General features: G+C 72.9%; 12 protein-coding genes and 1 tRNA gene. 3 read left to right on the top strand and 10 right to left on the bottom strand.

Going from position 1 to position 13486, the window contains the following annotated elements; translation table 11 throughout:
- Positions 1-9 precede the first annotated feature (9 nt).
- Entirely contained in the window at positions 10-2478 is a 2469-nt protein-coding gene (gene leuS, locus G7070_RS00860) for a leucine--tRNA ligase (protein ID WP_166231112.1), read from the bottom strand.
- A 211-nt stretch (positions 2479-2689) separates the two neighbouring features.
- Positions 2690-3637 (bottom strand): DUF4192 domain-containing protein, encoded by a 948-nt coding sequence (locus G7070_RS00865; RefSeq protein WP_166231115.1) that lies wholly within the window; start codon positions 3635-3637, stop codon positions 2690-2692.
- A 492-nt stretch (positions 3638-4129) separates the two neighbouring features.
- On the opposite strand from G7070_RS00865, the gene G7070_RS00870 reads away from it, so the two are divergent.
- The 3 genes from G7070_RS00870 to G7070_RS00880 all read left to right on the top strand — a co-directional run bounded on the left by G7070_RS00870 (position 4130) and on the right by G7070_RS00880 (position 5470).
- Positions 4130-4327 carry a hypothetical protein gene (locus tag G7070_RS00870; RefSeq protein WP_166231118.1) on the top strand — a complete coding sequence of 66 codons (198 nt, stop codon included), beginning with the start codon at positions 4130-4132 and terminating at the stop codon, positions 4325-4327.
- A gap of 132 nt (positions 4328-4459) precedes the next feature.
- Positions 4460-4532: transfer RNA gene (locus G7070_RS00875), tRNA-Ala, on the top strand.
- 224 nt (positions 4533-4756) lie between these two features.
- Positions 4757-5470, top strand: coding sequence for a purine-nucleoside phosphorylase (locus G7070_RS00880; RefSeq protein ID WP_166231121.1), 714 nt, complete (start codon positions 4757-4759; stop codon positions 5468-5470).
- Positions 5471-5483: 13 nt separating this feature from the next.
- Here G7070_RS00880 and G7070_RS00885 read toward each other — a convergent pair whose 3' ends face one another.
- From G7070_RS00885 to obgE, 8 genes are all read right to left on the bottom strand, one after another.
- The gene (locus G7070_RS00885) at positions 5484-6716 is read right to left on the bottom strand and encodes a glycosyltransferase (RefSeq protein WP_166231124.1); all 1233 of its coding nucleotides are present in this window, start codon (positions 6714-6716) and stop codon (positions 5484-5486) included.
- Between the two features lie 92 nt (positions 6717-6808).
- Positions 6809-7555 (bottom strand): histidine phosphatase family protein, encoded by a 747-nt coding sequence (locus tag G7070_RS00890; protein WP_166231127.1) that lies wholly within the window; start codon positions 7553-7555, stop codon positions 6809-6811.
- Between the two features lies 1 nt (position 7556).
- Positions 7557-7916: a ribosome silencing factor gene (gene rsfS, locus G7070_RS00895; protein WP_166231130.1), complete on the bottom strand. Its 360-nt coding sequence runs from the start codon at positions 7914-7916 to the stop codon at positions 7557-7559.
- On the bottom strand, positions 7903-8565 hold the full coding sequence (gene nadD / locus G7070_RS00900; RefSeq protein WP_166231133.1) for a nicotinate-nucleotide adenylyltransferase: 663 nt from the start codon (positions 8563-8565) through the stop codon (positions 7903-7905). Before nadD ends, rsfS begins: the two co-directional genes overlap by 14 nt.
- Positions 8562-8702 carry a hypothetical protein gene (locus tag G7070_RS00905; protein WP_166231136.1) on the bottom strand — a complete coding sequence of 47 codons (141 nt, stop codon included), beginning with the start codon at positions 8700-8702 and terminating at the stop codon, positions 8562-8564. The genes nadD and G7070_RS00905 overlap by 4 nt, the downstream gene beginning before the upstream one ends.
- 29 nt (positions 8703-8731) lie before the next feature.
- On the bottom strand, positions 8732-9973 hold the full coding sequence (locus G7070_RS00910) for a glutamate-5-semialdehyde dehydrogenase (protein ID WP_166231139.1): 1242 nt from the start codon (positions 9971-9973) through the stop codon (positions 8732-8734).
- Between the two features lie 812 nt (positions 9974-10785).
- Positions 10786-11916 (bottom strand): glutamate 5-kinase, encoded by a 1131-nt coding sequence (proB, locus tag G7070_RS00915; RefSeq protein ID WP_206079872.1) that lies wholly within the window; start codon positions 11914-11916, stop codon positions 10786-10788.
- Positions 11913-13415, bottom strand: a complete 1503-nt coding sequence (gene obgE / locus G7070_RS00920) for a GTPase ObgE (RefSeq protein WP_166231141.1) — start codon at positions 13413-13415, stop codon at positions 11913-11915. The genes proB and obgE overlap by 4 nt, the downstream gene beginning before the upstream one ends.
- Between the last annotated feature and the right edge of the window lie 71 nt (positions 13416-13486).

A 13486-nucleotide genomic window follows, 5' to 3' on the forward strand; every position in this document is an offset into this window, starting at 1 on the left:
CGTCAGGGATCAGGCGGGGACGATGCTGACCATCTTCGGCAGGCGGACGATCACCTTGGCGACCTCGCGACCGTTCAGGGCGCGCTGCACGTTCTCGTCGGCCAGCGCCGCCGCGGTGGCGTCCGCCTCGGAGGTGTCGGCGGGCAGGTCCAGCTTCGCCCGGACCTTGCCCTGCACCTGCACCACGACGGTGACCGTGTCCTGCACCAGCAGCGCGGGGTCGGCCGACGGCCAGGTCGAGCGCGCCACGGAGGGGGCGTGGCCCAGCACGGCCCACATCTCCTCGCCCAGGTACGGCGCGACCAGGCTGATCGCCTGCGCCGTGAACTCGGACGCCTCGCGCACCGCGGGGTCGCCCGCGCCGGGGCCGGAGTCGATGGCCTTGCGGATGTGGTTGACCAGCTCCATGATGCGGGCCACGACCACGTTGTAGCGCTGCGACTCCACCGCCTCGGTGATGTCGGCCAGCAGCCGGTGCGTGCCGCGGCGCACCGCCTCGTCGCCGGACGCCGGATCGGCGCCGACCTCGGACGTCACCTCGTCGGCGACGCGGAAGGCGCGCGCCAGGAACTTCGACATGGACGCCGGCGACATGGCCGCCCAGTCGATGTCGTCCTCGGGCGGGCCGGCGAAGACCAGCGCCGCACGGATCACGTCGACGCCGAACTTGTCGATCTGCTCGCCCAGATCCACCCCGTTGCCCAGCGACTTGCTCATCGCCTTGCCGGCGTTGATCACCTGGCCCTGGTTCATCAGGCGCGTGAACGGCTCGGTGAAGGTGATCAGGTCCAGGTCGTACAGCACCTTGGTGAAGAACCGGCTGTACAGCAGGTGCAGGATGGCGTGCTCGACGCCGCCGACGTACTGGTCGACCGGCGCCCAGCGGCGGGTGGCGTCCTTGTCGAAGGCCGCCTGCTCGTCGGTGGGCGAGCAGTAGCGGAAGTAGTACCACGACGAGTCCACGAACGTGTCCATGGTGTCGGTGTCCCGCTCGGCGGGGCCGCCGCACGTCGGGCACGCCACCTCGCGCCAGGCGCGCGCCGCCTCGGACGCCAGCGGGCTGGTCCCCTTGGGCTTGAGGTCCGCGCCGCGCAGGTCCGGCAGCGTGACGGGCAGCTGGTCCTCGGGAACGGGCACCTCGCCGCAGGTCGGGCAGTGGATGATCGGGATCGGGCAGCCCCAGAACCGCTGCCGGCTCAGCAGCCAGTCGCGCAGGCGGTAGGTGACGGTCGCCTTGCCGGTGCCATCAGCCTCCAGCTTGGCGTTCATCGCCGCGATGCCCGACACCTTGTCCGGCAGCCCGTCCAGGATCACCGAGTTCACATAGGTTCCGTCGCCCGACGTCGCGACCCCGGACTCGTTGGGGTCGGCCTCGCCGGTGTCGATGACGACCTTGACCGGGATGCCGAACGCCTGGGCGAACTCCAGGTCGCGCTGGTCGTGCGCGGGAACGGCCATGATCGCGCCGGTGCCGTAGTCGGCCAACACGTAGTCGGCCGCCCAGACGGGCAGCTTCTCCTGGTTGACCGGGTTGATCGCGTACCGGCCGGTGAACACGCCGGTCTTGGGCCGTTCGGTGGACTGCCGCTCGATCTCGGTGGCCGCCTTGGTCTGCTCCAGGTACGCCTCGAAGGCCTCCCGCTGCTCGTCGGTCACCAGCTCGTCGGCCAGGGGGGCGTCCGGCGCGACCACGAAGAACGTGGCGCCGTACAGCGTGTCGGGGCGCGTGGTGAACACGGTCAGCGGCTCGTCGCGGCCCTCGATGGTGAAGTCGACGTAGGCGCCCTCGGAGCGGCCGATCCAGTTCCGCTGCATCGCCAGGACGCGGTCGGGCCAGTTGCCCTCCAGCGCCGGCATGTCGTCCAGCAGGCGCTGGGCGTAGTCGGTGATCTTGAAGTACCACTGCGTCAGCCGGCGCTTGGTCACGGCCGCGCCGCAGCGCTCGCACGCGCCCTGGGCGACCTGCTCGTTGGCCAGCACGGTCTGGTCGACTGGGCACCAGTTCACGAAGGACGCCTTGCGGTAGGCCAGCCCCTTGGCGAAGAACTGCTCGAACAGCCACTGCGTCCAGCGGTAGTACTCGGGATCCGAGGTGTGCAGCCGGCGGGTCCAGTCGAAGCTCAGGCCGTAGCGCTTGAAGGACGCGGCCTGGGTCTCGATGTTGGCGTACGTCCACTCCGCCGGGTGCGCGTCGCGCTGGATGGCGGCGTTCTCGGCGGGCAGGCCGAAGCTGTCCCAGCCGATGGGGTGCATGACGTCGTAGCCCTGCATCAGCAGGTAGCGGGCGGCGATGTCGCCCATGACGAACGCCTCGGCGTGCCCCATGTGCAGGTCGCCCGACGGGTAGGGGAACATGTCGAGGACGTAGCGCCGCTCGGCCGAGTCGTCATCCCGCGCGACGAACGTGCGGTCTTCTTCCCAGAACTTCTGCCAGCGCTCCTGGGCGGCGGAGGCATCGTAGGTTCGGGCGGACTCCATGGTGTGTTCTCCTCGTGACGGATGGATCGTGGACGTCGGCATGAAAAAGCCCCTGGCTGCCGTGTGGGCATTCAGGGGCGCCGCGCAACCGGGTGAGGCGCGCGGCTAGCCGAGAAGTCGCTGGTCGATGCTGCGATCCATGATCGCCATCATAGCCCACCGTCGCCACGCCCTCGTCCGCCCGCCGCGCCCGCACGGCGGCCCCCACCCGTCAGAATCCGGACGCCGTGGCGGGCACGTCGCGGTGTCCGGCGACCAGCGCGTCCCAGTGGTTCGGGCTCAGCGCAGCCGTGTTCACCAGATCCAGCAGGTCGATCCACCCGGGCGGGCCGGCGACCCGGCCGAGCGCCTCGAGGCACACCACCTGCAGCGCCCCCTCGCCGCACAGCCACGACGTGAGCCCCAGCGCCACCAGCGCTCCCCCGCGGCACGACGGCACGCTGGCCCGCACCACCTGGAGCCACAGCCGCTGCTGCACCCGCGCCTCCTGCGGCGTCATCCCCCACAGGTGCCGGTCGAGGAAGCCGTCGTCGTGGCTGGCCAGGCACAGCAGCGTGACGTCGTCCAGATCCAGCTCCCCCGGGTCGGCGAGGTGCGCGGCCAGCAGCGCCTCCGCGCGCCCCAGCAGGTCACCGTCGTCCTGCAGCGAGGCCTCGACCCGGCGCAGCGACGCGGCGACCTCCTCGGGTGTGCGCGACGTTTCGATGAGGGCCGCGAGTTCGGCGCGCGACCGCCGCACGGGGCGTCCCTCGAAGGCCGCACGCGCGACGTGGACGTTCCCGAGCCGGTCGTACGGCGTCCCCTCGCCGTCGGGGGCATCGAACCAGCGGTCGTCCCCGACGACGAGGTAGCGCCGCTCCGTCGTGGCGGGCAGGTCGGCGTCCACCCGGGCGAGGGTGGCCCAGGCCACCGCCGGGTCTGCGCAGAAACCCAGCAGCAGGAACAGCGCCCGCGGGTAGCGCCGCCACAGGCTGTCCAGGGCGGGCGCCAGCCGTTCCTCCTCTCTGGGGAGGTCGGCGCGCGCGGTCACCAGGACATGGCCGTCCTCCACCGCCACGACCACGATGGAGTCGCACGGGTGGAAGCCGAGCAGCGTGGGGATGACCTCGACGAGGTCGGTCATCGTGCGGATGGTGGTGGGTGAGGTGGGGTGCGTCATACCTCAGGATTGGACGCGCGAGCCGGTGCGCGTCACCGTCCACAGGACCCGGCGTCCTCCACAGTTCGGCGCCGCCTCGACGGCTCCCGGAACCGCCCCGATCGCGCCGCCGGGTTGGGGCGTGTCGGGTAGCCTCGCGCCCATGACGCAACCGTGGCAGCAGGGTCCCTACCAGCGCCGCCCCGTCGACATCAACGCCTACGCCCCGCCCAAGCGGCCCGGCGGCATGGGCTGGTTCATCGCCCTGGGCGTGCTCCTGGTCGGGGTCGTCGTCGCCGTCCTCTTCCTGCGTCCCGCGCCGCCCGCTCCCGCGCCCGCGCCGACCCCCACCGCCACGCAGCCGACCGCGGCCGGCCCGGGCATGCCGTTCACCTCCCCGGCGCCAGCGGGAACGAGGGCCGCTGGGAGGTCCTGCAGCAGAGCTGGAACGGAGATTCCCTCACCGTCCGCGTCCGGATCTCCGCCGACAAGGGCACCGTCACCTACGGCTTCGTGGCGTTCTCCAACGCCGGGGTCTCGGTGTACGACCCGGTCGACGGCGCCCCTTCGCCGCAACTCGACACCGGTCGGCTCTCGGCCGGCCAGAGCACGGAGGGCTACGTCCGCATCGACATGCCGCGCGGGCCCGCGACCCTCATCCTCACCACGCAGGCCGGGCGGCAGATGTCCGCGCTCCCCATCACGGGCTGATCTTCGCGACGGCCCCGCCGGCCGGGCCTCGTGCCCACGGCGGCAGATCGGGGCTCAGCAACAGTGGCGCAGTCGATTTGGTGCTGGCCGCGCGGGCAGGGTAAAGTTCCCATTCGTTCCGCACTGGAACATGGGGCTATGGCGCAGTTGGTAGCGCGCTTCCATGGCATGGAAGAGGTCAGGGGTTCGAATCCCCTTAGCTCCACCGAAGGTCCCCCAGAACGCTCCGCCGAACGGCGGGGCGTTTCTCGTATCCGGACCGCTGACAGCGTCCCGACTCCTGCGCCCGACCCCGCGGGCGGGAGCACGCCGAGATCGCCCTCCCCCAGGCCGCGCTGCGACCGGCCGGCGGGCTGCGCCGTGGTACGTTCGTCACGCCTCCGCGCCGGACGCGCCGCAGGCCCATCACGACGCCCGAGGAGGCCCTCCATGCCCACACCGCACATCTCCGCCGAGCCGGGTCAGATCGCTCCGCTGATGATGATGCCGGGCGACCCGAAGCGCGCCGCCCGGATCGCGCAGGAGTACCTCGACGACGTCGAACTCGTCTCCGATGTCCGCGGCATCGGCTGCTGGACCGGCACGTACCAGGGCACGCCGATGAGCGTGATGGCGTCGGGCATGGGCGTCCCGTCGACCTCGATCTACGCCACCGAGCTGTTCCGGTTCTACGGCGTCGAGCGGATCATCCGGGTCGGGACGTGCGGCGGCATGCACCCCAAGGTCAAGGTCGGCGACACCGTCATCGCCACCGCGGCCCACACGAACGCGTCGATCTCGACCCTGCTCGTCCCCGGCATCAACCTGTCGTGGGCGTCCTCCTACCCGCTGCTGCGCGGCGCGATGGACGCCGCCGCGGGCCTCACCGACGCGGGCATCCACGCCGGCCCGGTCTACACCTCCGACCTGTTCTACCTCGCGCGCCCCGAGATCATCTCGGGCCTGGTCGCGCTGGGAACGCTGGGCGTCGAGATGGAGTCCGCCGCGCTGTTCGCCGCCGCCCAGCAGGAGGGGGCCGAGGCCCTGACCGTCCTCACGGTGTCCGACCACCTGACCGACGGCAGCGTGGACATGACCGCCGAGGAGCGCGAGACCCTCTACGCCACCGCCGTGAAGATCGCCGCCGCCGCCCTGCTGTCCTGAGGCCCGGCCGGAGTCAGCCGGCGACGCGCTCCAGCACCCGGATCGCGGCGGCCACCGCGTCGGGCTCCTCGGCCATGCGCCGGCCCACCTCCGCCGCGCGCCGCCGAGCCCCCGGCTGGGACGCCCACGCCACGGCCGCCCGCACCGCCCCCGCGTCCGGACGCCGGGGGTTCAGCGGTTCGGGAGCGACGCCCAGCAGGCGCAGCCGCTCGGCCCAGAACGGCTGGTCCAGCGCGAACGGCACCGGGACGGTCGGCACGCCCGCCCGCGCCCCCTGGTGCGTCGTCCCCGCGCCGCAGTGGTGGATCACGAGGCTGCAGCGCGGGAAGAGCCAGTCGTAGGGGACGTGGTCGACGGGGAACACGTCGGCGGGCAGCCCGCCCGACTCGAGTCCCGCCCAGCCCGACGACAGCACCACCCGTCGGCCGGCCAGGCCCGCCAGGACCGCGTCCCGCAGCGCCGGCAGTCCGTCGAAGCCGCTCACCGAGCCGAAGCCCACGAATACGGGCGGCTCCCCGTCGGCGAGGAACGCCTCCAGGCCGGGCGGCGGCCGCCAGTCGGGATCCGGCGGCGGCGTCCACGCCCCCGTGATCGTCGCGTCGGCGTGGGTCCAGTCCGGGGCCGCGGGCACCAGGACGGGCGACCAGGCCATCAGGATCGGCATCGCGTCCCAGTCGATGCGCAGCCTGCCCCGCCCGGCGGCCCGCCGGTCGCGGTTGACGCCCCGGCTGATCACGAGGTCGCCGGCGCGGACGAGCAGCCTGCCCAGCGGGCGGTTCAGGACGCGGGGCAGCCGCCGCAGCCCGGACGCCGGGGGCGGGTACTCGCTGGTCTCCAGCGTGGGCTGGAGCTGGATCCCGACCAGCGGGATCCCGAGGTCCTGCGCGACGGATCCCGCCTGATGCAGCCCCAGCACCGAGGACGCGACCACGTCGGCGTCCCGGGCGGCGTCCGCGATCGTGGTGAGCCATTCGCTGCGGTGGAACGAACTCATCTCGGACAGCGCCCGGCTCGACAAGCGGCCGCTCCCCACCGTCTCCCGCCAGCCGCGCGAGTCCTCGGCCAGCAGGCGCTTGACGCTGCCCGCCAGGACGAGGAAGTCGATGCCGAGGCGCTCCGCGGCGGGCCCGGCCTGCTCGTCGGCGACGAGGATCGCGTGGTGGCCGGCCCGGTTGAGCCCGTCGGCGAGCGCCAGGAGCGGGACGTTGTCGCCGGTGCTGCCGTACCCGCTCACCACCACCTTCATGGCGGCCTCCTCCGCTCGCACGAACCTTCGCCCATGATCCTCACGAAGGGCGGCGGCGCGTCAACCCTGCGCCGGACGCCGTTGTGGTGCGGTCAGGCGATCTCCCCCGCGCCCGGGGCGGCGGGGTCGGCGGTGGCTTCGGTGCCGGTGCTCGCCGGGGCGCGGTCGGCGGTGGCGTCGGCGCCCGCCGGGGCGCGGTTGGCGGGCGCTGCTTCGGCGTCCGCGCGCGGGACCACGTTGTTGTAGGAGATCAGCCGCCAGCGATCGGTGACGTCCACCTCGGACCACGAGCAGTTCCACAGGCCGCCGAGCACGTGGAACGCCTCCATGCCGAGTCCGAGTGCGAGGCACAGTCCCCCGCGCAGTGCCCAGCCGTGCCCGACCACGACGGTGGTGCGCCCCGCGCGCTCCGCCGCGAGCCCGCGCAGCGCCTCGGCGACCCGCGCGGCGGCCTCCTGCGACGTCTCCCCGGTCGCGGAGCGGCGGAAGTCGGCTCCGGTGCGGATCGCCTCGAGGTACCAGGGGTTGTCGGCGGCGACCTGCGCCGACGTCTTCCCCTGCCAGGTGCCGATGTTGATCTCGCGCAGCTGCGGGTCGGTCGTGATCGGCGCCCCGGTGGCGGCGGCGATGGCCTCGGCGGTCGCGGCGGCGCGGCTCAGGTCGGAGGACACGATGCCGTCGGGCGCGAACGCGACGAGCCGGGTCGCGACGTCCGCGGCCTGGCGGCGTCCGGTGTCGTTCAGGGGGACGTCCTGCTGGCCCTGCATCCGTCCGCCCGCGTTGGCGTCCGTCTGGCCGTGCCGGACGAGGATGAGACGGGTGGGGGCCGCGGCGGTCACGTCAGGACGCGGCCAGTTCGACCTGCGGGGTGTCGCGCCACAGCCGCTCCAGCGAGTACAGCTGCCGCTCCTCGGGGTGCTGGACGTGGACCACGACGTCGCCGAAGTCGAGCAGCACCCAGCGGGCCTCCCGATCGCCCTCGCGGCGCAGCACCTTCGCGCCCTCCTTGTGGAGGGCCTCCTCCACCGCGTCGACCACGGCGCTGACCTGGCGCTCGTTGGCGCCGGTCACGATGAGGAACACGTCGGTCAGGGCCAGCCGCTCCGACACGTCGAAGGCCACCAGATCGGTGGCCTGCTTGTCGGCCGCGGCGCCCGCCGCAGCCTGCGTGAGGTGGAGGGCTCGCTCACTCGCCGCCATGGGACTCCTTGTTCTCGGGGACCTCGTAGAGCCCCCGCTTGCTGATGTACTGCACGATACCGTCCGGCACCAGGTACCAGATCGGCAGGTCCTCGGACGTGCGACGCCGGCAGTCGGTGGAGCTGATCGCCATCGCCGGGATCTCGAGCAGCGTCACCTTGTCGGCGGGCAGGTGCGAGATGTCCTTCTGCTGCAGGTCGACGCCGGGCCGCGAGACGCCGACGAAGTGCGCCAGCTCGAACAGCTCGTCGGCACCGCGCCAGGTGAGGATCTGGCTCAGCGCGTCCGCGCCGGTGATGAAGTACAGCTCGGTGTCGGTGCCCCGCTCGGCGCGCAGGTCGCGCAGCGTGTCGACGGTGTACGTGTCTCCGGGGCGGTCGATGTCGACCCGGCTGACGGAGAACCGCGGGTTGGACGCCGTCGCGATGACGGTCATCAGGTAGCGGTCCTCGGCCGGGGACACCTTCTTGGTCGCCTTCTGCCACGGCTGCCCGGTGGGCACGAAGACGACCTCGTCCAGGCCGAACCGGGCGGCGACCTCGCTGGCCGCCACGAGGTGGCCGTGGTGGATCGGGTCGAACGTGCCGCCCATGACGCCGAGACGCCACGAGCGTTGGCCCTCCCCGAGCGCGAGCCCGGTGGAGCTCATTCGGAGCGGGTGTGGGGCCGGCCGGCGCCGAAGCCGACCAGGACGGCGAGGATCACCATGAGCACCAGGAACACGGACACGCCGGTCGCCACCGAAGCGAACATGTGGTCGCCGGCGGCCTCGAGCAGAACGGTCATGCGGGGCAGCTTAGCGAAGCCGGGACGCCTCAGGCGCGCGTCTGTCCGCGGCCGGTCACGACGTACTTGGTCGACGTCATCTCCGTCAGGGCCATCGGGCCGCGGGCGTGCAGCTTCTGGGTGGAGATGCCGATCTCCGCGCCGAAGCCGAACTCGCCGCCATCGACGAACCGGCTGGACGCGTTGACGAGCACCGCCGCGGCGTCCACCTCGGCGGTGAACCGGTCGGCGTTGGCGAGGTCGGCGGTGACGATCGTCTCGGAATGCCCGGTGGTGTGCCCGGCGATGTGGTCCAGGGCGGCGTCCAGGTCGGGGACGATCGCGCAGGCCAGGTCGAGGGTGAGGTACTCGGCGTCGAACTCGTCGGGCCCGGCGGGCACGATGCGCTCGGAGAAGGCGGCGACGTCGGGGGCGCCGTGGACGGTCACGCCCGCGCACTCCAGTTCGGCCAGCGCACGGGGCAGGAAGCTCGGCGCGATGTCGGCGTGCACGAGCAGCGTCTCGAGCGCGTTGCAGACGCTGGGCCGCTGGGTCTTGGCGTTGAGCAGGATCTCCAGGGCCATGTCGGGGTCGGCGGAGGCGTCCACGAACAGATGGCAGTTGCCGGTGCCGGTCTCGATCACGGGCACCTTCGCGCCCTCGACGACGGCGTTGATGAGTCCGGCGCCGCCGCGCGGGATCAGCACGTCGATCAGGCCGCGGGCGGCCATCATGTCGGCGGTCACCTCGCGCCCGCCCTCGACGAGCTGGACGGCGTCGACGGGCAGGTCGGTGGTGGCGATCCCGGCGCGCAGCGCCTCGATGATGGCCCGGTTGGAGTGCAGCGCGGAGCTGGACCCGCGCAGGAGCGCAGCGTTGCCGGACTTCAGGGCGATGCCGGCGGCGTCCGCGGTGACGTTGGGGCGGGCCTCGTAGATGATCCCGACCACGCCGAACGGGACGCGCACCTGGCGCACCTGGACGCCGTTGGGGTTGGTCCAGCCGCGCACCACATCGCCGACGGGGTCGGCGAGCCCGGCCAGGTCGACCAGCCCGGACGCCATGCCGGCGACCCGCTCGGGCGTGAGCCGAAGCCGGTCGATCAGGGACGCCTCCGTGCCGGCCTCTTGCGCAGCGGTCACGTCGAGCGCGTTGGCGGCCAGCACCGTGTCGGCGGCGTCGAGCAGGTGCTGCGCCATCGCGGCCAGCGCGGCGTCCTTGCGCCCCCGGGACGCGGTGGCCAGGGCGCGGGCGGCGGCGCGGGCGCGCTGCGCCTGCTCGAGGAACTCCATGGGTCCGATTCTAGAGAGGGCACGGTCGCACACGCCCTTGGGGAGCGACCGTGGACACCCTCCCACGTGGCCGCCGGGTCTGGGAGAGCCTCTGAGGAGACGACCGCTGGGAGCAGGTCTGCTCGCCATCGCGACGATCCGCGCGGACCCGGGTGGTCGGCCACGGCGGCTCATGCGCCGAGATGTGATCGCGGCCAGGTACGAGTCAATGGCGAATCGATCCCGCCGAGGCCGCCTACGTGCGGGTGTGCCGACCCGCATGGCCGGCCGGCACTCTCCTCACCGGGAGCTTCTCCTAGCTCATCGAGTCGGACGCGTCGTTCTGGTGCCCCGGCTGCACGCTTCGCGCCGCACGGTTTGCGCTGACAAGGGCACCCGCGAAAGCCGTCTCTCTCTCGGGGCACCAGAACGACAGGAAGGCCCCGGCACCCGGCGCGCTGCAGGCTCACGCGGCTGGATGACGAAGCCCTCGTCGCCGGTCTGCCCGAAGGACGGCGCCTCCGCGACCCTGACCGAACGCGGCCTCCGCCGCTGCGCATCATCGCGATCTCACGCGCACCCCGCCACGCCGGCGCAGTCGCCCCCCTTTGCGTCAGATGCCCCCTTTCCTACGGGGGCAACTGCACCGACGCGGGCGACTCGTCACAAACGCGGGCGGCGCGTCGCAAACGGGGGCGACTCGTCACGAGCCGGGGCGGCGCGTCGCAAACGGGGGCGACTCGTCACGAGCCGGGCAGCACGTCGCAAACGGGGGCGACTCGTCCCAAACGCGGGCGGCGCGTCCCAAACGCGGGCGACGGGGCCCGAGGAGGTCAGGCCCGGAACTTCTTGCGCAGGATCATCGCGTCCCGGTGCACCAGTTCGCGGTCGAAGCCCTCCCCCAGTTCGTCGGCCAGGGCGCGGGTGGTGCGGCCCAGCATCGAGGGCAGGTCGGCCGCGTCGTAGTTGACCAGGCCGTGGCCGACGAGTTCGCCGTCGGGGCCGTCCAGGCGGACGGGATCGCCGGCGTGGAACGAACCCGAGAACCCCGAGACGCCCGCCGGCAGCAGGGACGCCTTCCGCTCCACGACGGCGCGCACGGCGCCTGCGTCCAGGGTGAGCACCCCGGCGGCCTTGGACGCGTACGCCAGCCACAGCATCTTCCGCGAGCGGCGGCGTCCGGACGCCCGGAACAGCGTGCCGACCGGCTCGCCGGCCAGGGCGGCGGCGACCTCGGTGGCCGAGGCCAGCACCGTGGTGACGCCCGCGTGGGTGGCGATCTTGGCGGCCTCCAGCTTGGTGGTCATGCCGCCGGTGCCGACCCCCGAACCGATCCGGGAGGTGTCGACGGCGAGGTCGTCGACCTCCGCGACGTCGGTGATCTTCCGCGCGCCGGGTCGGGCGGGGTGGTCGGTGTAGAGCGCGTCCACGTCCGAGAGCAGGAACAGAGCGTCCGCGCCGACGAGGTGGGCGACCAGGGCGGCGAGCTTGTCATTGTCGCCGAAGCGCAGCTCGTTGGTGGCGACCGTGTCGTTCTCGTTCACGATCGGCACCGCCCCCAGCTCCAGCAGCCGGGTGAAGGTGCGCAGCGCGTTGGCGTAGCTGCCCTGCCGGGTGACGTCCTCGACGGTGAGCAGCACCTGCCCGACCGTGAGGCCGTGCGCGGCGAACAACGAGGTGTACTTGGCCAGCAGGAGGCCCTGCCCCACGGACGCGGCGGCCTGCCGCGTGGCCAGGTCGCGCGGACGCCGCCGCATGCCGAGCGGGTCCAGGCCCGCCGCCACGGCGCCGGAGGACACGACGACGACGTCCTGCCCGGACGCCCGCGCGGCGGCGATGGCGTCCACCAACGCGTTGAGTTGCGGCACATCGATGCGGCCCTCGCGGTCGGTGATGGACGAGGAGCCCACCTTGACGACGATCCGCCGCGCCTCGGCGACGGACCTGCGGATGGCTGCGCTCACCCCTGCTCGTCCTCCATGGCCCGCCAGCTCTGCTTGGGGTCCCGCGACAGGCCCTCGGCCGCGGCCTTGGCGGCGTGGTACTCCGCGTCCAGCTCGCGGCGGCGCTTCACCGAGGCGCGCTCGTCGTGGAGGCGCTCGTCGTCGCCGCGGCGGGTGAGCAGCTCGGCGCCGGACTGGATCTGCGGCGCGAAGTCGAACACGACGGGGTTCTCCCCGGCGCCGATCGCGACGGCGTCGCCCTCGCGCGCGCCCAGGTCGAGCAGCTTCTCCTCGATGCCCAGCCGCGTGAACCGGTCGGCCAGGTAGCCGACCGCCTCGGGGTTGTTGAAGTCGGTCTGCTTGACCCAGCGCTCGGGCTTGTCGCCGCGGACGCGCCACACGAAGCCGCCCTCGCCGTCGCCCATCTTGTTGATGGTGAACGCGGCCGCCGACCCGGCGACCGGCTCGGGCCGGATCACGATCCGGGCGGGTTCGGGCGCGGGCAGCGAGGCGCGCCGCTCGCGCACCAGGTCGGCCATCGCGTACGTGAGCGCGTTCAGCCCCTCGCCGGTCTTGGTCGAGATCGGGAACACCCGCAGCCCGCGCGCCTCCAGGTCGGGCAGCACGATGTCGGCCAGCTCGCGGCCGTCCGGGATGTCGATCTTGTTGAGCGCGACCAGCCGCGGCCGATCCTCCAGGCCGCCGTACGCGGCGAGTTCGCCCTCGATGATGTCCAGATCGGTGACCGGGTCGCGGCCCGGCTCGTAGGTCGCGCAGTCGATCACGTGCACGATGGCCAGGCAGCGCTCGATGTGGCGCAGGAATTCGTGCCCCAGGCCGCGGCCCTCGGACGCCCCTTCGATCAGGCCGGGCACGTCCGCGACCGTGTAGGTGGTGTCGCCCGCGACGACGACGCCGAGGTTCGGGATCAGCGTGGTGAACGGGTAGTCGGCGATCTTGGGCCGGGCGCGGCTGATCGCCGCGATCAGGCTCGACTTGCCGGCGCTGGGGAAGCCGACGAGGCCGACGTCGGCCAGCACCTTCAGCTCGAGGGTGATGGTGCGCTGCTCGCCGTCCTCGCCCAGCAGCGCGAAGCCGGGCGCCTTGCGCGCCGACGTCGCCAGCGCGGCGTTGCCCAGGCCGCCGCGCCCGCCCGCCGCGACGGTCGCCTCGGCGCCCTCGCCGATCAGGTCGGCGATGATCGCACCCGTGTCCGCGTCGGTGACCACTGTGCCGTCGGGGACCGCCAGCACGATGTCGCCGCCGTTCGCGCCCGACTTGTGGTCGCCCTCGCCGGGCTGCCCGTTGGTGGCGCGCCGCTGGGACTGCCGGTGGTAGTCGACCAGCGTCGTCAGGCCCGGGTCGACACGCAGGATCACCGAGCCGCCGTGGCCGCCGTTGCCGCCGTCGGGGCCGCCGAGCGGCTTGAACTTCTCGCGGTGCACCGACGTGCAGCCGTGCCCGCCGTTGCCCCCCTGGACGCGGAGGGTGGCGCGGTCGACGAACGAGGGAATGGCCATGTCCGCAGATTCTACCGTGGGCGTCCTCGATGGCCTGCCGTGGCGCCGCGCGCCGCGTCCCGGTCATCTCC

This window comes from Propioniciclava coleopterorum, from assembly GCF_011393335.1.
GTDB classification, from domain to species: domain Bacteria; phylum Actinomycetota; class Actinomycetes; order Propionibacteriales; family Propionibacteriaceae; genus Propioniciclava; species Propioniciclava coleopterorum.